We start from the raw sequence: 20,987 nt of genomic DNA on the forward strand, positions 1-20,987 counted from the left end.
GGGAATGCCCGAAGAATGCGGGGTATGACGTCGAAGAAACCCTTGCCCCTTCCTGAAGACGAGGCCGAAGATCTTGGCCCCGCCAGCATCTATGACGGCGATCCGTCCGAAGAGGACGATCTGTGGTTCTTGCCGCCGGATGAAGTCGAGGAAGACGAAGGTTTCTTCCTGCCCGGGCCGCGACGCGAACAGCGCCTGCTGTTCGATCCGCGTGATTGGCGGGCTGCGCAGTCCGACCTTTCTGCGGAACTTGCAGATCTGGCCCTGACTTTTGGCGCGCTGGATGAACGGTTGCGAGCGGGCCCCGAAGGCTGGACGCATCGCTTGGCATTGATGGAGACGTCCGATCTGGGGTGGTGGACCGGAGACCGGATCAGCGTGGATCGATTGGCTTTGTGGACCGGTTTGCGGATCGGCGCGACTCATGATGACGTGCAGGCCCTGTTCCGGGCCGGATGGGCCGTGCGACGCCTGAGTTCGGGCGCGCCGCCTGCTGCCGGCGGTTGGGAACGGGGGCTGACCGCGTTTCTTGACCGACTGGCTCAGGGGGCCGACGCGACCCCGGAATCCATCATTGATCTGGCCGAGGTCATGCAAAATGCCGAAAGGTTGCATCCTGTGACGCAGTCGGCAATTGCGTTTCACGCCTGGCGGGCGGTGTCACAAGGCATCGGACAGGACACGGAAGCAGCCGTCATAGCCGCGCGGCATGCGGCCTCCATGGGGCGCGGCGGTGCGCAGTTCATGCCCTTGGCCTTGTCCGGGCCGCGCGCGCTGCGCGGCTCGGGGGATCCGTCGGAAAAACTGAGCGCATGGATCGGCGGCGCAGGCCAGGCTGCCCTTGCAGCGTTATTGCACCTGGACCGGATCAGCGCGTGGGAGGCGAAAGCCAAAGAGGTCACGCAGGATCTGAGTGGCCGCACCCCACCGCGCCTGATCAATGCATTGACGGCCTGGCCCATGGTATCCGCGCCTTTGGCCGAAGACCTGACCAAGGCTTCCCGCGCCGCGGTACAGCGCAATTTCGACCTGTTCGCGCAGCGGGGTCTGGTTCGCGAGGTCACCGGGCAGGGGCGTTACCGCGTCTGGACGGCGGCGCTGTAATCCATCAGCCAATCGCGAAACATACGCGCTGCCGGGCGCAGCGCCGTGCGGGAGGGATAGACCAGATGATAGGCTTCCTGCCCCGGGCAGGAGAAGTCCGGCAGGCAGGGGACCAAACCGGAAAGCTTCATAATGCGATCTGACGCGGGCGCGCGCGCCAAGGCAATGCCGCATCCTCTGGCGCAGAGCTCGGCCGCCATCACCGAATTGTCGGCAAAAAAATACCGTGCCTGGCCTGCTGGCAGCCGCTGGTGTTCGAACCAATGCGGCCAGCTTGCCCGATGGGTCGAAACTTCGATCAAGGTGAAGTCGAACAAGTCCCTTGCCGTCTCGATCCGGGCAGCAACCTCGGGTGGGGCGATGGGATAGAGATGTTCGCGCATCAACTCGTCACTTTCCGAGCCGAACAGCGCGGGGTTTCCGAACACGATCTGAAGGTCAGTGAACCGATTGGCAAAATCCGACATGACATTGCCGGTCGAAAGCGAAAGGTTGATCTGAGGATGCGCCGCCTGAAATCCGGGAACACCCCCGGCCAGAATGCCATGTGCAAACAGCAGCACCGACTGCACGTAAAGCCTTTGCTCACGGGTTTCGCCGAACAGTCCGGCGGTTGCCGTTTCCAGCATGAGCAAGGATTGCTGTACCGACGGCAGATAGGCGCGCCCGGTCTCGGTCAAAGTGACCGCATGCGCGTGACGGTGAAACAAGGGTGTGCCCAGTCTTGTTTCCAGCGCCTTGACCTGCTGGCTGACGGCGGCCGGCGTCATGTTCAACTGGGTCGCGGCGCGGGCAAAACTTTCGGTTCGGGCCGCAGCCTCGAATACGCGCAGCCAGTTGAGGGAAGGGACGCGGGTGTTCATTCCGACAGGCTAAGCAGAACTTAGCCTCACCGGCAAGACAATTAGGTCTGAGTTTTTGATCCCCGGCCTTAGGCTTGTGATCAGTGAACAGATGAAATGAGCCTTCTATGTCAGACCCCGCCCTGCCGCCACGAGCCAAGCGCAAGATCTGGAATTACACGCCTCAATTGCCGATTCAGACCGCGCCCTATTGGGATTGGCCGATGAAACCTCTGGCCGCGTTGAAATACCTGCTGCAAAGCTGGAATCCGCTTGCATTGCGGGCGCTGCTGCTGGTCTTTGCGGTCATCACCTGGACCTATCTGACGCCTTCTTTGAGCAGGATCGAGGCCTTCGGCTGGGATTGGGTTGCGGAAATCTGGTTCCGCAATTTCTGTATCCTGATGGTGGTCGCAGGCGGTTTGCACCTGGCCCTTTGGAGGTTCCGCACGCAGCAGGACGAATACCGCTATGACATGCGCCCGATGATGAAGGGCGCCAAGGTGTTCACATTCAAAAATCAGGTCTGGGACAACATGTTCTGGACCTTGGGCCCGGCATTGACGTTCTGGACGTTCTGGGAATGTCTGATCCTGTATTCCTATGCCAATGGCTGGATCACGATGATCACGTTAGACGGCAACCCGATCTGGTTCATCGCCATGACCGTCCTTGTGCCGATCTGGGCCGGGTTCCATTTCTACTGGCTGCACAGGCTGCTGCATGTGGGTGTGCTTTATACAAAAGTCCACGCGTGGCATCACCGCAACATCAATACCGGTCCTTGGTCGGGGCTTGCGATGCATCCGGTCGAAAGTTTCTTTCTGATGTTCGATACGATGATCTTCTTCCTGCTGCCGTCTCATCCGATCCACGCCATTTTCCTGCTGTTCCATCACGGCATCGGCGCTCCGACCTCTCATGCCGGGTTCGAGCATGTGAAGTTCGGCAACAAGGCCAAGTTTCAGGTCGGGGATTTCTTTCACCAGCTGCATCACCGGTTTTTTGACTGCAACTATGGCACCTGGGAAACGCCTTGGGATGAATGGTTCAACACGTTCCACGACGGCACCGATGAAGGCAATGACATGGTCAAGGAACGCCGCCGCAAGATCTGGGCCACCGAATAGCCCGGGAAGGCAGATCCCTGCCGGACCCAAGCGGGTCCGGTGGGTGCGTTTGATCCAACAGGTGGTGTGGGTTCAGCGTCCAACACCGACATAGGTTTCAAAACCAGATTTCAGCGCCTGTGACTTTGAATAGATATTGCGCAGATCCACCATTCGGGCAGAGTTCATGGAACCGGCCAGTTCGGTCAGGTTCAACGCGCGGAACTCGTTCCACTCTGTCAGCAACACCACAACGTCAGCCCCTTGAACCGCTGCATAGGGATCGTCACACCATTCGACCCCGGGCAATAGCGCATCGCCTTCCGCTTTGCCCTGCGGATCGACGACGCGCACTTTGGCGCCTCCGCCGATCAAAGCGGGAATGATGGACAGTGATGGCGCGTCGCGCATGTCGTCCGTGTTGGGTTTGAAAGTGACACCCAGAACCGCCACCGTCTTGCCGTTAAGGCGGTCGTCGCAGGCGTCGCGGATTTTCTCGATCATCCGCTTCTTGACCTCGTCATTCACCCGGATGACGGTTTCCGTGATCTGCATCGGATATGCATGATCCTGCCCGATCCGCGCCAGCGCGGCGGTATCCTTGGGAAAACAAGAGCCACCATAGCCCGGCCCCGCGTGCAGGAACTTGTTGCCAATTCGTCCGTCCAGACCGATGCCGCGTGAAACTTCCTTGACATCCGCACCGACCTTTTCACACAGGCCCGCGATTTCATTGATGAAGGTGATCTTGGTCGCCAGAAACGCGTTGGCGGCGTATTTGATCATCTCGGCGCTTTCCAGATCGGTGGTCAGGATCGGAAAGTCACGCAGATAAAGCGGTCGGTAAATCTCGGCCATCACTTCGGCGGCGCGATCGTTTTCCACACCGACAACGACGCGATCGGGGCGCATGAAGTCATCGATTGCAGCGCCTTCGCGCAGAAATTCAGGGTTCGAGGCCACGTCGAATTCGGCTGTGGGGTTGGCGGCCGCAACGACTTCCTGAACTTTTCTGTTTGTTCCCACCGGCACGGTCGATTTGGTGACGATGACCGTGTAACCGGTAACCGCTTGGGCGATCTCTTCTGCCGCGGCCATCACATAGGTCAAATCCGCGTGGCCGTCCCCTCGTCGGGTCGGAGTTCCGACCGCGATGAAAACCGCATCGGCGCCATCAACTGCCGTCTTCAGATCGGTTGAAAAACTCAGGCGACCGGCAGCAACGTTTTTTGCCATCAGCACATCCAGGCCCGGTTCATAGATCGGCACTTCTCCGGCCTTGAGCATGTCGATCTTTTGCTCAGCCTTGTCGACGCAAATCACGTCATGACCAAAGTCCGAAAAGCATACACCGGACACTAAGCCAACATAACCGGTGCCGATCATTGCAATACGCATCCAAAAATCCTTCTTACCAATTACCACGGACGGCGTGGGCACAATCAAAGAAACTGACGCCGGTTTCAATGGCCGTCAGCAGTTGCGTGATGCATCCCATAGATTCTTGCGGATATTGAGGCAATAGAAGCGCAGATGGTGCAAAGCCTTCGAAATCGCGATCATGTCGGCTGTGTTCAGCGGAACCGAGGACCAGGAAGAACTGGTCGGTGTCGAAACTCGGTTGCGCAGAGGGTGCTGTTGATGGCTGGAAGAGCCCCTGCCTTGGGTATTGATGACGCGCGGAAGTGATTGCGCGTTCTCGCCACCAACAAACTGGCTGGCAAAAGAAAATAGGGGCCGCGTGACATGCCCCGGCAAATGACCGGTCGATCAGCTGTCCATTTCAGCGGCGGCTTGCAACAGCCAGTTCCGAAACAGCCGGACCGGTGGTGAAACGGGTTTTTCCTTGAGACGCATGAAATAGGTCCAGGGACTGTTCAGATCAAACCGGAAAGGCTCGATCAGCAGCCCCCGCTCGACATAGGACCGGGCCAGCGACCGGGGCAGGGCGACGCATCCCAGTGACTTGGCGGCCATTTCCATCGCCAAATTCGAGACATTCGTCCGCAACCCGCCCTTCTGGCTCAGATCGGACAACCCGAAATGCCGCGCCGCGTGCTCCCAATAGGAGGGGCGGCCCAGGATATGGATCAGCGGTGCATTCTGCAATTGCTTGGGGTCGGTCAGCGGCGCGCCATCGACCAAAAAGCCGGGCGCACAGACCAGTGCCAGCTTTTCGACCCACAAACGTTGGGCGTCGGGCGACACATCGTCGACATGATTGATCGTCAGCGAGATGTCCGAAACATTTGGTTCGACATCAGCCCAGACAGTGCCATGAACCGTCAGATCAATATCGGGATGCACCGCGTTGAAACCACGGATCACATCCGGCAACCAGTTCTCGGCCAGACTGACCGGGCAAGAAACCACCACTTTGCGGGTATGCGACCGCACGATGACCGATTGCGTGGCCGCGTTGATTTCCTGGAGGGCATGGCGCACCGACGGCAGATAGGCCTCGCCCACATCCGTCAACGACAGGGACCGGGGATGGCGCACGAACAGGGGGCGCTGCAAAAACTCTTCCAACGAGCGGACATGATTGCTGACGGCAGATTGGGTGCAGTTCAGCTCTTCGGCAGCAGCGGTAAAGCTCAGGTGCCGTGCCGCCGCTTCGAACGAGCGAAGAAAGGTCAGGTGTGGAAGATTCATCATGACGGACGTTTCTCAGGCAAGGCACATCGCAAAGAATTAATAAGCCCAGGGCTTGCTGTCTTGCCCATAAGCGACTCACACGTATGGTTCTGCCTCGAAATGTGATCTGGTCCTAGTCACAAATAATCCGGGGCCATTGCCCCATGATTGTTTTCGTGCCGCTATGCGCAAACTCACATAGGCTTTTTCTTGTAACCGGAACCCGAAAGAAAAACCTCGACTGGACACCGTGACAGATACCTTTCAGACCGTTGCAGATTTTGCGCTGAATCGTGCCGCGCAGGATTTTCCCGACACCGCACGCAAGGCAGCAGCGTTGATGCTGCTGGATACGCTGGGGATCACCATAGGATCGGGGCCGATGCAGGCCGGACAGATTGCACGCGAGAGTGCGGTAGCGCTGTTTGGCGCGGGCGATCCGGGGCTGAGCGCGCGCATGCTTTTCGACGGTCGTCGCGTCAGCGTCGCGGGTGCGGCCTATGCAGCGGCCACACAGACCGACAATCTGGACGGCCATGATGGATACAATCCGACCAAAGGCCACATCGGGGTTGTCGTCGTTCCCGCACTGGCGGCACTGGCTGAAACCATTCAAGATTTTTCAGGCCCCGAAGCGCTGGCGGCGGTGATCGTTGGATACGAGGTCGCGGGACGCGCGGGCATTTCGTTGCATGACACCGTCAGCGATTATCACACATCCGGAGCTTGGAACGCGCTTGGCGTGGTGGCCGTGGCGGCGCGCTTGCGCGGTTTGACGGCCGAACAGATGCGGCAGGCCATGGGGATTGCCGAATATCATGGCCCGCGCAGCCAGATGATGCGCGAGATCGCCAATCCCACCATGCTGCATGACGGTTCGGGCTGGGGTGCGTTGGTTGGCATTTCTTCAGCGGTATTGGCCGAGAAAGGCTTTACCGGGGCGCCGGCCATCACCATCGAAGCGGCAGACGTTGCCCCCCATTGGCAAGATCTGGGCGATTTCTGGCAAATGGAGCATCAATATGTCAAACCCTACCCGATCTGCCGTTGGGCCCACGCCGCAATTGATGCCACCCGTGCACTCATGCGTGAAAACGACCTGACTTACCGCGATATTGCCGCGATTCATGTAAACACGTTTCGGGAAAGCGCCTGCCTTTTCCAGGGCATGCCGGATGATACGTCCAAGGCGCAGTATTCGCTGCCATTTGCCGTCGCAACAATGGTTGCTCATGGCCGGATCGGAGTTGAGAACATCACCGGTGCGGGCCTGGCCGACCCGCTGGTCGCCTCGATCGTCGAGCGTATCTCGGTTTCAGAGGCCGCACGCCATTCCGACCGTTTCCCCGAAAGCCGGTTCGCCGATGTCAGCATCACTCTGACCGACGGGCGGATACTCGAGTCGGGCGACGTACATGCACGCGGCGGACCCGAGGCGCCAATGGATGAGACCGAAGTGATCGACAAATTCATGGAATTTGCGACACCATCAATGGGTGCATCCCGTGCTGCCGCCATTCGTGATGCGGTTCTGGAGTTGGGCGCGCCGGGCTCGAAATTCTCGGACCTTGGCGCGTTGATCTACGCCCCCGCCGACCAGACGTAAAATCTGCCGAAGCTGCCGTTGAAACGCGTTCCGACCGGCAAATCCGCACCCTTGATCCTGATGGCGGCGATGATGCAGGCCCTGCCGCCCGCTGCACAGGTTGAATTGGAGCTGGGAGCAAGTCTGGGTGATCCAAGACCCGTTCGAGGTGAGCTGTCTTTTATACATTGTCGCCTTGCGCCCTGATCCGGTCAGAGCAGGTCGAACAATCGCCCCGGCAGCGCGTCATGACGCGGCAGGTTCAGCGCCCGCATAAGGCAGAACATCATCGCCTGATTTGAGGTGACGACCGGCTTGCCCAGCGTTGCTTCAATCCGGTCGATCGCCTCGACCGAACGCATGTCGGTGCAGCTGAGAATTATGGCCTGTGCCTGCGGGTGATCGGCCTGACAGGCCAGTTCATAGACCTCGTCCGGGGTCAGCTCTCCTTGACCGTAATTGCCCAGCTTTCGGCCCACATCGGCGCATCGAACGGTCTCGATTCCGTTCTGGGCCATGAAATCCATCGCCTGAGCGTTTATTTCGCCCAGATAGGGCGAGGAAAAGCCGACCTTCGTGGCCCCCAGTGCCTTGATTGCGGCGATCAATGATCCGGCCGCGGTCAGCGACAGCGCACCGGATTCCGATTTGATCTGTTGCGCCAGCTCAGCGTCGAAAGACGGCCCATGGGTCAGGGTGGCCGAGGTGCAGCCGTATAGCACCACATCGGGCCGCACCCCCGAGATCATCCGCAGATCGTGGCTGATATCCGAAGCGCCCAAACCTGCCATTTGATCCGAGCCGGGAATTTCATCCACGTCATAGCCGCCCATGCGCTGGAAATGGATGGTGGTGTTTGGCGGTCGCAGCATCTCCATGTCTGGTTCCAGATTGGTGTTGGTGAAGGGCACCAGAACACCGATCTTGGCGGCTGTGCGGGTCTCGGTCATGTCAGCGCTCCTTTCAAGACGTCGCGGGCCTTGTCCATCACCTTGGGCGCACAGATCGTGGCGCGCAAACAGTCCGACAAACCATAGCCGCCCATGCCGCGCATCATCAGGCCCTCCGCCCGCAGGGCCGTGTCGGCGCGCTGTGCCTGCGCGGTCGAGGCAAAGCGGATCAGCACGAAATTTGTGTGGCTTTCCGGCACGCTCAGGCCCAGTTCGCGGCATTCCTGCGCAAACCGGTCCCGAATTTCGGCTGTCCGTGCGACCACGTTGCGCATATGGGCCTGATCCCGCATCGCCGCCGCCGCCGCTGCCTGCGAGGCAATCGAGATATTGTTGGGATTCAAAAGCTTGCGGACCTCGCCCGAGATTTCGCTTGGGAAATAGCCCCAGCCGGCCCGCGCCCCCGCCAGCCCGTAGGCCTTGGAACATGTACGCGTGATCACGGTGTCGCCCCGATCCACCAGTGCAAAGATCTGCGCAGGATCGTTCGTGGCATCGGCAAATTCCGCATAGGCTTGATCCACCACCAGCAGTGTATCGCCAGGCAGATCCGATCGCAGGCGGACAATTTCGTCATTCGGGATCAGCGTGCCGGTGGGGTTGCCCGGATTGCAGACGAACACGATGCGGGTGGCAGGTGTGACAGCGGCCAGAAGCGCGTCCACCGATACGGTCAAATCGACCTCGGGCGCTGCCACATATTCGGCCTGTGCCTGTGCTGTGGCCGAGGCGACAAAGGCATAGCCATATTGTGTGCCCAGCACCTGATCGCCCGGCCCGGCAAAGGCGCGGATCAGACAGCCAATCAGTTCCATCGAGCCCGCCCCACATAAAATGCGCGCCGGGTCGAGCCTGTGCACCTCGGCAATGGCCGAGCGCATTTCGGCCCATTCCGGATCGGGATAAAGGGCCAGATCCGCCAGCGCTGCCTGCCCGGCCGCAACGGCGGCGGGGCTTGCGGGAAAGGCGCTTTCGTTTTGCGCCAGTGAAATCGTGCCTGCGCCGTTCGGATCAGCCAGCGCATAAGCGTCCATGGCGCCAACGTAAGGAACCGGCCGGATCATGCGTCACCCCCGTAAATCCTGGCGCCTTGCGCAGTAACCAACCCGCGTTTGATGTCCAGTGCCAGCGCATCCGGGTCGCGTTCGGCAGGGTCGCCAAAGCCGCCGCCGCCCGGTGTATCGAAGATCAGGTAATCACCTTGCTCCACCCGCAATTCTCCTTTGCCCGGAATATCGTTTGCACCGTCCCTGAAACGGATGCGACCGGGCGCGCCGGGTCTGCCGCCCATACGGCCAAGCGCCGGGTATTTCAGCCGTTCGACCGACAGGAACACGATAAAGGGCGCCCCGTTGGACGAGGTCATCTCGATCCGTTGCCCCAGCCCGCCGCGATACTTGCCCGCGCCGCCGGAATCCGGGCGCAGTTCGCGCCGCCAGATCGTCACGGGTGCGACACTTTCGGTGATCTCGACCTGACTGCCGAACACGCCCGACGGATAGGCCGTGGCCGACAGACCATCGGCATGAGGTCGCGCGCCGGTTCCGCCATTGTGCACGGGTTCCACCGCGAATTCGCGACCGCCATCACGGGCCACTTCGGGCGCGTGGCGCATGGGCAGGTCGAACATGCAACTTGCACCTTCGGCCGGGACCGCATCGGGCAGGGCCTGATGCAGGCAGCCCAGAACCAGATCGGGCGTGACCTGACCCAGGGTATGCCGCATCGCAACCGGCACCGGGCGCTGCGCGTTCAGGATGCAGCCCTTTGGCCCGTCAACGGTAAACGGCTCCAGCGATCCCGCATTGTTGGGAATGTCCGCGCCGACAATGCAGCGCAAGGCAAATACCGTATAGGCGGTGGCATAGTTCAGCGGCACGTTGATGCCCTTGCGCGAACAGCCCGAGGTGCCCGAGAAATCCACATGCATGCCGTCCTTTCTTACGGTCAGGGTCGCGTGCAACTCCAGCTCATTCTCATAGCCGTCCATCTTCAGAACATTCTTGTAGACACCTTCGGGCACGTCGGCGATGGCCTCCAGCGTGCCGCGGCGCGACGTGTCGATGATGTACGAGCCGAGCGTCCCTAGATCGTCGAGGCCAAATTCCTCCATCATCGACAGCAGCCTTGCAACCCCGGCTTCGCAACAGGCGATCAGTGCATAGATGTCGCCATCATTGGCGACGGGTTCGCGGCTGTTGGCGCGGATGATGTCCAGCAGCAAAGCGTTGGGAGTGCCCTCTTCCACCAGCTTGCAGGGCGGGATCAGCAGGCCCTCGTCATAGATGTCGGAACCTTCGGGGCCCATACCCAACCCACCCAGATCAACAAGATGCGAGGTGCAGGAGGTAAAGCCCACCACCTTGCCATCCTTGAATGCGGGCATCATCAGCAGAAAATCGTTCAGGTGCCCCGAGGCAAGCCATGGGTCGTTCGTCATGTAGATGTCGCCCGGCTTCATGGTCTGAACCGGGAAAGCCCGGTGCAGGTGCTGCACCGCTTCGGCCATGGTGTTGATGTGCCCCGGCGTGCCGGTCACGGCCTGCGCCAGCATCCGGCCATCGGCGTCAAATATCCCGGCAGAGATGTCGCCGCATTCGCGTACGATCGGGCTGAAGGCGGCGCGGATCAGGGTTTGGCCCTGTTCTTCGACCACGGCCAGCAGACGATTCCACATCACCTGCAATCGGGCGGGCGAAAGATCGTGTGAAAGATCGGACGACATCATGCGCCTCCTTTCCGGTCCTGTACAAGGACGAGGTTTCCCATGGCATCCACATGCGCCGAGAAGTCGGCGGACACGAGCGTGGTTGTCTGCGGCTCGGTGATCAATGCGGGGCCGTGAAGGTGGTCGCCGGGCTTCAGATCCGCTCGGGCAACGAAGGCCGCTGGTTTCGATACACCGTCCACGTCGCAGGTGATCGGACGGGTTTCCGGCGCCGAGATCGTCTTCAACCGGGGCGTTTCAGGAACCGCCGGCACGCCGCTGTCACAGGTCGCGACCCGCACCGCCCAATTGAGAATCTCGATCTGCATTCCCGGCACCGGGCGCGAGAATTGTTTGCGGTATTCCTGTTCGAAAGCAGCGGTCAGCGGCACGATATCTTCGGCGGTCAGGGGGCGGTCGGGAAGGGTGATCTCGATCTCGTGCCCTTGTCCGTGGTAGCGCATGAAGGCAGTGCGCAGCGTCTGGGTCGGGACATCGCCGGCCCCTTGGAAGACGACCTCTCTGGCCTCGGAAATCATGGCTTCGAACAGCGTGTTGATCCCGTTCAGGTCCATGCTGCCCAGCAACGTATAACGCGAGCGGACGATCTCGAAAGACACCGGAGCGAACAGGAAACCGACAGCCGATCCGACACCGGGATCGGGCGGGATCACGATGCGGCTGACGCCGGCGGATCGCGCGACCCGGCTGGCGTGCAATGGCCCGTTGCCCCCAAACGCTATCATTGTTCGTGGGCCAAGGTCCTTGCCGGATTCCACCGCATGCATCCGACCCGCGCTGGCCATGCTTTCGTCGACGATACGGCTGACGCCATCGGCGGCGCCTACGGCATCCAGATCCAGCTTTGACCCGATCACCCGGGTCAGCGCCCGTTTCGAAGCGTCGGGATCAAGCTGAATATGCCCCTCGGCAAACGTGTCCGGTACGATATATCCCAGTGTAATATCGCTGTCGGTCACCGTGGGTTCGGTTCCGCCGCGCATGAAGGCGACGGGGCCGGGCTCGGATCCCGCTGATTTTGGCCCCACGGTCAGTCGCCCCAACCGGTCAACCCCGGCAATCGAACCGCCTCCGGCGCCGATCTCGATCATTTCGATGACCGGTATTCGTACCGGCATTCCGGACCCTTTGATAAACCGTGCGGCGCGGGCAATCTCGAACTGGCGCGAGGTCTGGGGACGGGCGTTGTCGATCAGGCACAGTTTGGCGGTGGTGCCGCCGACGTCAAAGGACAGAACCTTATTCAGACCGGCGCTTGCAGCGACGCGGGCGGCCAGAATGGCACCACCCGCAGGGCCGGACTCCACCAGCCGGATCGGAAACCGCGCGGCGGTTCGCATGGTGCACATTCCACCACCCGCTGTCATCATCAGGATCGGACAGGTGACGCCCTGGGCCTCGAATTGCCGGACAAACCGGGCCAGATACGTTGCCATCAGAGGCTGGATATAGGCGTTGGCGACTGTCGTGCACAGCCGGTCGAATTCGCGCGCTTCGGGGCTGACGTCCGACGAAATCGAGACGGTCAGATCGGGGCGCCTGTCCGCCAGCGTATCGCGCAGCCTGCGCTCGTGCTCGGGGTTTGCATATGCGTGCATCAGGCAGATGGCGATGGCTTCTGCTCCGCTGGCGTCGATGTCCTTCAACAGCGCGTCGATGGCTGTGTCTTCCAGCGGTATCAATACCTTGCCATCCGCCGAAACGCGCTCGTGGACCGTCAGCGCGCGCTCACGCGGCACCAGCAGATCAGGTTTTTCCAGATTGATGTCATATTGCGAATAGCGCCGCTCGTAGGCGATTTCCAGAATGTCCCTGAACCCTCCGGTGGTCACGGTTGCCACGACCGCACCGCGTTTTTCGATCAGCGCGTTGGTGGCCAGCGTGGTGCCGTGAATGAAACCGGTGACTTCGCTCAGACGGTGCCCTGTCTGTTGCATCACGCGCGCTGCGCCTTGCATGGCTCCGTCGGCGGGGTTGTGATGTGTGGTCAGGGTTTTGGTCGAGGCAAGTATCGTCTCTTCACCAGAGACAAGAACCGTATCCGTGAACGTGCCGCCAATATCGATGGCCAGGCGCAGCGCTTGAGTTGTCATGAGGTTATCCGAAAAATCCGTGGTCACAGCGTGATGCATATGGGCCAGAGGCCCTGAGATCAGGCTGGGATCACAAGGTCACAGCCGGTGGCACGGCGGTCCATGGGATTTGGAAAACAACTCTTCATACGCAGGTATTCTTGTTCACACCAGCTTGCCGCAACAAGCCGGAAAGCGACACAAAAGCCTGCAAACGACAAAAATCGTCATGCCCGGCCGGTTGCGGCGCTTGCGGGTGAGGGTTTTGACCCTGCGCAAACCACCTGTGGTCGTCTGTTGTGTGCGACCCAGCCGATGCGGCGCCCGTGTTCGTGTTGGAAGATACCCAGGCGGCGCAGATGCGTGGTTCACAAGGGCGATCCTCTGCAAGACCTGTGCGAACCAAATGCCCTGCCCGGAGATAGGCGAGAGAAAGATCTGCAAGCAACCGCAGGGCAAACTCTGCCTCTTGAACGGCCGCGATTGAACGGGAAGGGATGGTTTTTGGGGCAGCCGTGCGACTGCCCCGTTGCCGATCAGGCCTGCTGAGCGGGTGAATCGTCATCGATGAGGTCGGGCTCGTCCGGTACGATGATGCGATGCTCAAGATCCTCTTTGGGGGCGAACACCGGGTAGACGTAAAGGAACGCACCGATGATCAGATAGCCGATGGTTATCCCGTCGAACTGAGGCATCTGTAGCGTGAAGGAATGGATGACGCCGATCGAAGACATCAGCCCACCTGCGACAGCAAACGCGCCGGCCATCCGGAAGCGCCCGTCAATCACATCGGCCACGATGGCACCCCAGACCAGACCGGTGATGATCGCCCCCTGGCTCAGGGCAAGGTGCCCCTCGTAATGAGCCCCTTCCATCAGAAGGGCCGAGGTCAGATCAGGATCTCCCAAGGATGGCAACCCTTCGACACCGCTGCTGCGCAGCGCGTTCATCAACGATCCCCATTTGACCATAAGGAAGGCCGAGATATGGGGCAGGATTGCAAAGGATACCGCGGCCATGTGCATCGGTTTTACAGCCCAGGCCGTGTTGGTGATCAGGCTGACTGATACAAACACCAGTACCGGTGCGGCTGCGGCGATCGGGATCAGCCCCGCAAGAAAGGACAGGAACCCCAGAAAGGCGGCGGCGGCAACTACAACGGCCACACCGACAATATACCCCGCATGGGCATCCAACCGTTTATAGGCTGGATGGCCGATGTAAACGGTTGTCGGGAATGGCGAACCAAACAGAGCGCCCAGCATCGTGCCTGCGCCGTCCGTCACCTGGCAGAGCCCGACAGGGTAATGGTCGCCTGCCGCTTCGGCGGATTCCACGTTGTTCATCGTTTCGATGAAGTTGTAGATCTGCACGGGGATCAGCACCAGGAACAGCTCAGGGTTGGCGAACAGATATTGTACACCGGCGATCAGGTCACCGAAATACGGGATCGGTGGGTAGAACCCGATGCCGCTGACATCAATTTTGGACTCGCCAAGTAGAAGGGCGATCACGGTACCGGCAGCAATCGCGACAAGGCCGGCCGGAACATTGCCCGGCAGGCGGAAACGGCCGATCAACCCCCAGAGGATGAACAGCAGCGACGTAAAGCCGATGATGGGGTTCTCGAACACTTCGGCCAGCGGCACAGAGCCGATGAAGACTAGGGCAATGCCGCACAGCGTCCCCAGCATTCCCGCACGTGGCGTGATCCTCTTGAGATACGGTCCAACCACCGCGCCCAGAGCCGCGACGATGCCGCCCATGAACCCGGCGCCGATGCCCACTTGCCAGGCAAGCATTGGATCATTTGTCGCCCAGTAGATGGGTCCGATCACCCCGAACAGGTAGACGAACATAACCGGCGTCGAGATGCCGTAGGGCAACGCGGTTACGTCTTTGCCCTGCGCGTTTGCCGCCCATTTGGCGAGGTAAGTGTAGACAGCGACACCGGCCAAAATCGCGATGGCAGCGCCGGGAACGATGCGGCCAAAGACGATGTCCGCAGGCATTTGAAACACGAACTGGCAGACCCCGGACAGGATCAGCAGGTTGACAAGGTTGTCGGTAAACAGCGCCCAGAAAGCGCTGAAATCGCTGCGGGTAAACAGCTTGTATTCATAGGTCCTCCCGTCCATGACGGTCTCCTCCTCTGATGTGACCGGTTCGGCCCGACAGGTGTCAGGCCGATCTCCCTTTCCGGTCGTGTTGGTGGCCCCGCAGGGGCGCCTGGTTTGCCCCGGTCAGGGCGGTCGCGGCAGTTTCAGAGGTCAATTCAGCCATCACCTCGGCCGCCACGAAGGCGGCGATGACGCTGGGCCGCTTGTCGCGGCTACCGCTGGCCCCGATGGGGCATTTCAAATGTTCGATGGACTGTCCGTCACAGTGTTTCTGCGCCCAGTTCCTGAGTTTTTTCCGCTTTGTTGCGGAACCGATCATCCCCACATAAGCGGCGTCCTTTCGTTCCAGCGCGGCGGTCGTCAGCAGGAAATCCAGCCCGTGATCATGGGTCAGAACGACAAAGGCGCTGCCTGCGGGCGCGCGCCAGATTTCGGCTTCGGGGATTGCGCTGACCCGGGTTTCGACATCTGCGGCGCAAAGCGCGATCTCTTCGGGTCTGGTATCGACGAGGATGCAGCGCACCGGCAGATGCTGAAACTGATTGGCTAGGGCACGCCCCACGTGCCCTGCGCCCAAGACATAGACATGAGGCAAAGCATCTTCGTTCCGGGCCGCGCGTTCCGTCGCTGCCCATTTGTCGGACGCACGCATGCGGGACAGGTTCAATTCGACCCGGCCGCCGCAGCATTGCCCGATCTCGGGGCCAAGTGGCACGTCCAGATCCTGATGCAACGCACCATCACGCAGCATGTCCCGCGCGGCGTTGATGGCGAGGAATTCCAATTGTCCACCGCCTATGGTTCCCCACAACGCCCCGGGCGCGACGAACATTTCTGTCCCCTCATTGCGCGGCGAAGACCCGCGGACACGGGTCAACGCAACGCGGATCACGCAATGCTGCGCGGACAGAAATTCGTTCAGAGAACCCGGGGCAACCATGGCTCAGGACCCGGCCTGCAGCCGCGCGACGGCCATCAGCACACGTTCGGGCGTGGCCGGCGCGTCAAGGCGGGGGCATTCCCGGTAATCAGCGACCGAGGCCACGGCCATCGACAGGGCCTCGAACACCGAAATTCCCAGCATGAACGGCGGCTCGCCGACGGCCTTGGAACGTTTGATGGTCAGCTCGCGGTTTTCCGACCAATCGGCAAGGTTCACGTTGAAGATGCGCGGGCGGTCTGACGCCAGCGGGATCTTGTATGTCGACGGGGCATGGGTACGCAGGCGGCCGGCATCGTCCCACCAAAGCTCTTCAGTGGTCAGCCATCCCATACCTTGAATGAATGCGCCTTCGACCTGACCCTTGTCCAGCACAGGGTTCAGCGAACGCCCGACGTCGTGCAGCAGATCCGTCCGATCCACGCGGTATTCACCGGTCAGTGTGTCAATCGTGACCTCTGAACAGGACGCCCCATAGGCGAAGTAATAGAACGGGCGGCCTTGTCCTTTGGCCCGGTCCCAGTGGATTTTTGGCGTCTTGTAGAACCCGGCCGCCGACAGTTGAACGCGCGCCAGATAGGCCTGTTTGATGAATGCATCGAAGGCCAGAACGTCTTGGCCGATATGCACCTGATTGGCGTGGAAGGACACTTCTTCTGGCGAGACGTTCCAGGTCTCGGCTGCGAACTTCACCAGACGTTCCTTGATCTGTTCGACCGCGTTCAACGCCGCCATGCCATTCAGGTCGGTCCCGCTGGACGCCGCAGTGGCCGAGGTGTTGGGAACTTTTTCAGTCGTCGTCTTGGTGATCTTGATCCGGTTGAAATCGACCTGGAAGGCCTCGGCCACGACCTGAGCAACCTTGGTGTTCAGACCCTGGCCCATTTCGGTGCCACCATGGTTCAGGTGGATCGACCCGTCGTTGTAGACATGCACCAGCGCACCGGCCTGATTGTACCAGGTCGCGGTAAAGGAAATGCCGAACTTGACCGGTGTCAGCGCGATGCCTTTTTTCAGAACCGGTGATGTCCTGTTGAACGCGATGATCTCCTGACGGCGCTGGCGGTATTCCGAGGTCTCTTCCAGCTCTCCGACCAGCCGGTCGAGAATGCAGTCTTCGACCTCCTGGTAATATGGGGTCACGTTGCGGTCCGTGGTGCCATAGAAATTGGCCTTGCGCACATCCAAGGGGTCCTGCCCCGTGGCATAGGCGATTTCTTCGATCATCCGTTCCGCCGCGATCACGCCCTGCGGGCCGCCAAACCCACGAAACGCGGTATTCGATACGGTGTTGGTCTTCATCGGGCGACTGTTCAGGCGCACATTCGGATAGAAATAGGCGTTGTCCGCATGAAAAAGCGCCCGGTCGGTCACAGGGCCGGACAGGTCTGCCGAAAAGCCACAGCGCGCGGCAAAGCTGCCTTCGACCGCCTGAATGCGGCCATCGTCGTCAAAGGCGACATCATAGTCGATCACGAAGTCGTGGCGTTTGCCGGTTGCGGTCATGTCCTGATCCCGGTCGGGGCGGATTTTGACGGCGCGGTTCCACTTTTTGGCAGCCATGGCCGCCACTGCGCAGAACAGGTTCATCTGGCTTTCCTTGCCGCCAAACCCCCCACCCATGCGACGGACGTTGACCACGACCGCATTGGACGGCACCCCAAGGACATGCGCCACCATATGCTGCGCCTCGGACGGGTGCTGGGTCGAGCAATGCACCACCACATCGTCGTCTTCGCCGGGAATCGCAAAGGCGATGTGACCTTCAAGGTACATGTGATCCTGACCGCCAACGCTCATGCGGCCTTTGATCCGGTTGGGCGCGGCCGCCTGAGCCAGTGCCACGTCTCCCCGCGCCAGCTTGAGGGGCGCTGTGACATGCGGGTATCCTGCTTTCTGCGCGGTGATCGGGTCCAGCGCGTGGGGCAGGGTTTCGTATTCGATCTTTGCCCGTTCCGCGGCGCGGCGCGCGATGTCGCGGGTCTCGGCAATCACGGCAAACAACGGCTGGCCGTGGAATTGTATGGCGTCGGTCGGGAAAACCGGCTCGTCGTTCAGGTGGGTCGGGCTGATATCATTGGCCCCCGGCACGTCATCAGCGGTCAGCACGCCGACCACGCCGGGCATTGCCAGAACGTCGCTGAAATCGATATCCAGAAGCTTGGCGTGCGCGACGTCTGAAACGCCGAGATACGCGTGCAGCGCGCCTTGTGGCAGCGCAATGTCATCCGTGTAGTCGGCCTGGCCCGTGACGTGCTTGACCGCGCTGTCATGGTTTACACTGGTGTGAGCCGATCCAATGATGGAAACGTTGTCTTTCATGTTGCCGTCTCCTGATCAGGCAAAAGCCAGTTGAACGGGGGTGTCGGTTGCGTGGTCGTTTTCAAGGAAGAACCGGCGCAGCAGGTTTTGGGCGGTCAGCATCCGATAGTCCGACGATGCGCGCCAATCCGTGAGAGGCGCGAAATCCTCGGTCAGCGCTTCAGCGGCGGCTTCGAAACTTTCGCGTGCCCAGGGTTGGCCGTTCAGCGCCGCCTCGGCTGTCGATGCGCGTTTAGGCGTGGCGGCCATGCCCCCGAATGCGATGCGCACATCGCTGATGATCCCGTCCGTGACGCTCATGTGCAGTCCGGCGGCCACGGAAGAAATATCCTCGTCACGGCGCTTGGAAATCTTGTAAGCCGCGTCCAGATCATTGGGTCGGGGCAGGGGTACGCGGATGCTTTCGACGAATTCGTCGGGCCGTCGGTCCTGCTTGCCATAGTCGATGAAGAAGTCAGCCAGAGGCAGGGTCCGGCGTTCGGAACCGCGTCGCAGAGTGATTTCCGCGCCAAGCGCGATGAGAACCGGGGGCGTGTCCCCGATGGGTGAGCCGTTGGCGATGTTTCCACCGACGGTTCCCATATTCCGCACCTGCCACCCTGCGATGCGATCCCAGTAGGAGGACAGGTGTGGCAGGTGTACAGACAGAAGGTCCTGGCAATCGGTGTAGCTGGCGCCAGCACCGATCAGGAGGAGGGACTCCTGTCTTTCGACTATTTTCAGGTCTTCGAGATGGCCGGTGAAAATGGCGGGGCCAATGTCGCGCAGGAACTTGGTCACCCACAGGCCCACATCGGTGGCTCCGGCCACGATCGTGGCGTTTGGATAAGCTTGCAGGCATTCGGCAAGATCATCGACGCTGGATGGCAGAATGCTCAGGTTGTTTTCGGGTCCGGAGACCACGCGCCGCCCGTCCTTCAGGGCCGCCAGACGCGCGGTCATGGTTTCGCGTTCGGTGTTCAGATGATCGGATGCCGGGGTGCCGTAGCGGCTGACGGCAATGGCCGCTCGGATGATCGGCTCATACCCGGTGCAGCGGCACAGGTTGCCCTGCAATGCGGTTTCAACCTGCACTTCGGTCGGTTCCGGAGTTTGCATCCAAAGCGCATAGAGGGCCATGACGAAGCCCGGTGTGCAGAACCCGCACTGGCTGCCATGGTGATCGACCATGGCTTGTTGAACCGGGTGCAGCCGGCCTTGAGGCCCGGACAAATGTTCAACCGTCACGACATGACAGCCGTCGACAGAGGCAAGAAACCGGATACAGGCATTGACCGGAGCATAGTGCAGGCCCGTGCGCCCAAGCCGTCCGACAAGCACGGTGCACGCGCCGCAGTCGCCTTCGGCACAGCCTTCCTTCGTTCCTGTCAGTCGGCGTTCCAGTCGCAGGAAATCAAGAAGTGTCTGGCCTGCCGACACGTCCGGGACGGAGACATCCTTGCCATTGAGGACAAATTGGACGTGAGTGCGATGCGTCATGGAATTCTCCCTCTGCCCCTTCCTTCCGGAGGGTGGTCAGTGGAACCATAGGAGCAAAGATTGAGGTGGAAAATCGCTGCAAACGGCAAATACTTTCAACAGATCGTTGAAAAAGATGGGGCCATGGCGCATTCTTTCGCTGCTGGGAGGTTCCAATGTCTTACATCGAAAGTCTGCGTGTTTTTGTCCGAGTGATGGAGCTGGGCAGCATCACCTCTGGCGGGCGTGATCTTCGGTTGACCCCGGCGGTGGCCAGCAAACGGTTGAAAGAGCTTGAAAACCATCTGGGTGTGCGGCTGTTCAACCGAACCACCCGGTCGATGACACCAACCGAAGTGGGGACGGTTTTCTACGATGAAGCCAAGGCGGTCCTGCTGGCGCTTGATCACGCCGAAGCGCGCGTCGCCAGCTTTTCCGATGCGCCTCGGGGGGCGATCCGCATCACCGCGCCTTTGGGTGTCGGGCGCAGAATCGTTGCGCCTCTGGTGCCGGAATTTTCTGACCGCTACCCGGAAACAGAGATTCGCATGCGTCTGTCTGATCGCAAGGTAGACATTCTGGCCGACGGTCTGGATATCGCCTTTTTCATTGGTGAACCCGGCGATTCAACCATGAAACTGCGGAAGTTCGCGGATTGTGATCGTGTTCTGTGCGCTTCGCCCGATTACCTGTCGCAGTTTGGGACGCCCAAAACACCGGATGATTTGCTGCACATGCCCCATAACTGCCTGTTGCTGCGTTATCCAAGGTCTCCGGAATACTATTGGACCCTTCGCACTGACATGGGACCGCGAAAGCTTGAAGTTGGCGGTAAATATGACGCGGATGATGGTGATGTCCTGACCGACTGGGCCTTGGCCGGTCGTGGGATCGTCAACAAGCCACGCTTTGACGTGCGGGAGTTTCTCGAGGATGGGCGGCTGGTCGAGGTCCTGCCCGAGACGCCCCCCTTGCCAACGATTTTCGGGTGTCTTTATCCGCACAAAAAGCTGCAAGATCCCAAGGTGCGCCTGTTTGTCGAACACATCGCGCAACACAGCAAACGCTTTTTCGCATAAAGAAAAAACGGGCATCACGGCCCGGTTCGCTGTCATCGTTT

At 60.4% G+C, this 20,987-nt stretch carries 15 protein-coding genes; 4 read left to right on the forward strand and 11 right to left on the reverse strand.

Annotated elements, in window-relative coordinates; all coding sequences use genetic code 11:
* Positions 1-24 precede the first annotated feature (24 nt).
* Entirely contained in the window at positions 25-1,104 is a 1,080-nt protein-coding gene (locus ACR0E2_RS14845; protein WP_480446928.1) for a helix-turn-helix domain-containing protein, read from the forward strand.
* Here the strand turns inward: ACR0E2_RS14845 and ACR0E2_RS14850 are convergent.
* On the reverse strand, positions 1,077-1,967 hold the full coding sequence (locus ACR0E2_RS14850) for a LysR family transcriptional regulator (RefSeq protein ID WP_480446929.1): 891 nt from the start codon (positions 1,965-1,967) through the stop codon (positions 1,077-1,079). The genes ACR0E2_RS14845 and ACR0E2_RS14850 overlap by 28 nt on opposite strands.
* 107 nt (positions 1,968-2,074) lie before the next feature.
* Here ACR0E2_RS14850 and ACR0E2_RS14855 point away from each other — a divergent pair, with 107 nt between their 5' ends.
* A complete protein-coding gene (locus tag ACR0E2_RS14855) occupies positions 2,075-3,076 on the forward strand; it encodes a sterol desaturase family protein (RefSeq protein WP_480446930.1) in 1,002 nt (333 codons plus the stop codon).
* A gap of 72 nt (positions 3,077-3,148) precedes the next feature.
* Here the strand turns inward: ACR0E2_RS14855 and ACR0E2_RS14860 are convergent, their stop codons facing one another.
* Positions 3,149-4,453 carry a UDP-glucose dehydrogenase family protein gene (locus ACR0E2_RS14860; RefSeq protein WP_171205842.1) on the reverse strand — a complete coding sequence of 435 codons (1,305 nt, stop codon included), beginning with the start codon at positions 4,451-4,453 and terminating at the stop codon, positions 3,149-3,151.
* Positions 4,454-4,825: 372 nt separating this feature from the next.
* On the reverse strand, positions 4,826-5,710 hold the full coding sequence (locus tag ACR0E2_RS14865) for a LysR substrate-binding domain-containing protein (RefSeq protein ID WP_480446931.1): 885 nt from the start codon (positions 5,708-5,710) through the stop codon (positions 4,826-4,828).
* Between the two features lie 232 nt (positions 5,711-5,942).
* Between ACR0E2_RS14865 and ACR0E2_RS14870 the strand changes: the two genes are divergently transcribed.
* On the forward strand, positions 5,943-7,298 hold the full coding sequence (locus tag ACR0E2_RS14870) for an MmgE/PrpD family protein (RefSeq protein ID WP_480446932.1): 1,356 nt from the start codon (positions 5,943-5,945) through the stop codon (positions 7,296-7,298).
* Between the two features lie 191 nt (positions 7,299-7,489).
* Here ACR0E2_RS14870 and ACR0E2_RS14875 read toward each other — a convergent pair whose 3' ends face one another.
* The 8 genes from ACR0E2_RS14875 to xdhA form a co-directional block, all read right to left on the reverse strand.
* Positions 7,490-8,227, reverse strand: coding sequence for a maleate cis-trans isomerase family protein (locus ACR0E2_RS14875; RefSeq protein WP_480446933.1), 738 nt, complete (start codon positions 8,225-8,227; stop codon positions 7,490-7,492).
* Entirely contained in the window at positions 8,224-9,291 is a 1,068-nt protein-coding gene (locus ACR0E2_RS14880) for a pyridoxal phosphate-dependent aminotransferase (RefSeq protein ID WP_480446934.1), read from the reverse strand. Before ACR0E2_RS14880 ends, ACR0E2_RS14875 begins: the two co-directional genes overlap by 4 nt.
* Positions 9,288-10,952 carry a hydantoinase B/oxoprolinase family protein gene (locus ACR0E2_RS14885; RefSeq protein ID WP_480446935.1) on the reverse strand — a complete coding sequence of 555 codons (1,665 nt, stop codon included), beginning with the start codon at positions 10,950-10,952 and terminating at the stop codon, positions 9,288-9,290. Before ACR0E2_RS14885 ends, ACR0E2_RS14880 begins: the two co-directional genes overlap by 4 nt.
* On the reverse strand, positions 10,952-13,048 hold the full coding sequence (locus ACR0E2_RS14890) for a hydantoinase/oxoprolinase family protein (RefSeq protein ID WP_480446936.1): 2,097 nt from the start codon (positions 13,046-13,048) through the stop codon (positions 10,952-10,954). Before ACR0E2_RS14890 ends, ACR0E2_RS14885 begins: the two co-directional genes overlap by 1 nt.
* A gap of 515 nt (positions 13,049-13,563) precedes the next feature.
* Entirely contained in the window at positions 13,564-15,165 is a 1,602-nt protein-coding gene (locus tag ACR0E2_RS14895) for a xanthine/uracil/vitamin C permease (protein ID WP_480446937.1), read from the reverse strand.
* 43 nt (positions 15,166-15,208) lie between these two features.
* Positions 15,209-16,087: a xanthine dehydrogenase accessory protein XdhC gene (xdhC, locus tag ACR0E2_RS14900; RefSeq protein WP_480446938.1), complete on the reverse strand. Its 879-nt coding sequence runs from the start codon at positions 16,085-16,087 to the stop codon at positions 15,209-15,211.
* Positions 16,088-16,090: 3 nt separating this feature from the next.
* Positions 16,091-18,409 (reverse strand): xanthine dehydrogenase molybdopterin binding subunit, encoded by a 2,319-nt coding sequence (gene xdhB, locus ACR0E2_RS14905; RefSeq protein WP_480446939.1) that lies wholly within the window; start codon positions 18,407-18,409, stop codon positions 16,091-16,093.
* Between the two features lie 15 nt (positions 18,410-18,424).
* Positions 18,425-19,888, reverse strand: a complete 1,464-nt coding sequence (xdhA, locus tag ACR0E2_RS14910) for a xanthine dehydrogenase small subunit (protein ID WP_480446940.1) — start codon at positions 19,886-19,888, stop codon at positions 18,425-18,427.
* A gap of 155 nt (positions 19,889-20,043) precedes the next feature.
* Between xdhA and ACR0E2_RS14915 the strand changes: the two genes are divergently transcribed.
* Positions 20,044-20,946 (forward strand): LysR family transcriptional regulator, encoded by a 903-nt coding sequence (locus ACR0E2_RS14915; protein WP_171229400.1) that lies wholly within the window; start codon positions 20,044-20,046, stop codon positions 20,944-20,946.
* Positions 20,947-20,987: the final 41 nt, after the last annotated feature.

Source organism: Ruegeria sp. A4 (genome assembly GCF_056543025.1).

Bases quoted from the DNA above. Each gene is read 5' to 3' on its own strand.
- ACR0E2_RS14845 (WP_480446928.1), top strand. From the start codon at position 25: ATGACGTCGAAGAAACCCTTGCCCCTTCCTGAAGACGAGGCCGAAGAT.
- ACR0E2_RS14880 (WP_480446934.1), bottom strand. From the start codon at position 9,291: ATGATCCGGCCGGTTCCTTACGTTGGCGCCATGGACGCTTATGCGCTG.
- xdhC (WP_480446938.1), bottom strand. From the start codon at position 16,087: ATGGTTGCCCCGGGTTCTCTGAACGAATTTCTGTCCGCGCAGCATTGC.
- ACR0E2_RS14890 (WP_480446936.1), bottom strand. From the start codon at position 13,048: ATGACAACTCAAGCGCTGCGCCTGGCCATCGATATTGGCGGCACGTTC.
- xdhB (WP_480446939.1), bottom strand. From the start codon at position 18,409: ATGAAAGACAACGTTTCCATCATTGGATCGGCTCACACCAGTGTAAAC.
- ACR0E2_RS14895 (WP_480446937.1), bottom strand. From the start codon at position 15,165: ATGGACGGGAGGACCTATGAATACAAGCTGTTTACCCGCAGCGATTTC.
- ACR0E2_RS14915 (WP_171229400.1), top strand. From the start codon at position 20,044: ATGTCTTACATCGAAAGTCTGCGTGTTTTTGTCCGAGTGATGGAGCTG.
- ACR0E2_RS14885 (WP_480446935.1), bottom strand. From the start codon at position 10,952: ATGTCGTCCGATCTTTCACACGATCTTTCGCCCGCCCGATTGCAGGTG.
- ACR0E2_RS14850 (WP_480446929.1), bottom strand. From the start codon at position 1,967: ATGAACACCCGCGTCCCTTCCCTCAACTGGCTGCGCGTATTCGAGGCT.
- xdhA (WP_480446940.1), bottom strand. From the start codon at position 19,888: ATGACGCATCGCACTCACGTCCAATTTGTCCTCAATGGCAAGGATGTC.
- ACR0E2_RS14865 (WP_480446931.1), bottom strand. From the start codon at position 5,710: ATGAATCTTCCACACCTGACCTTTCTTCGCTCGTTCGAAGCGGCGGCA.
- ACR0E2_RS14875 (WP_480446933.1), bottom strand. From the start codon at position 8,227: ATGACCGAGACCCGCACAGCCGCCAAGATCGGTGTTCTGGTGCCCTTC.
- ACR0E2_RS14860 (WP_171205842.1), bottom strand. From the start codon at position 4,453: ATGCGTATTGCAATGATCGGCACCGGTTATGTTGGCTTAGTGTCCGGT.
- ACR0E2_RS14855 (WP_480446930.1), top strand. From the start codon at position 2,075: ATGTCAGACCCCGCCCTGCCGCCACGAGCCAAGCGCAAGATCTGGAAT.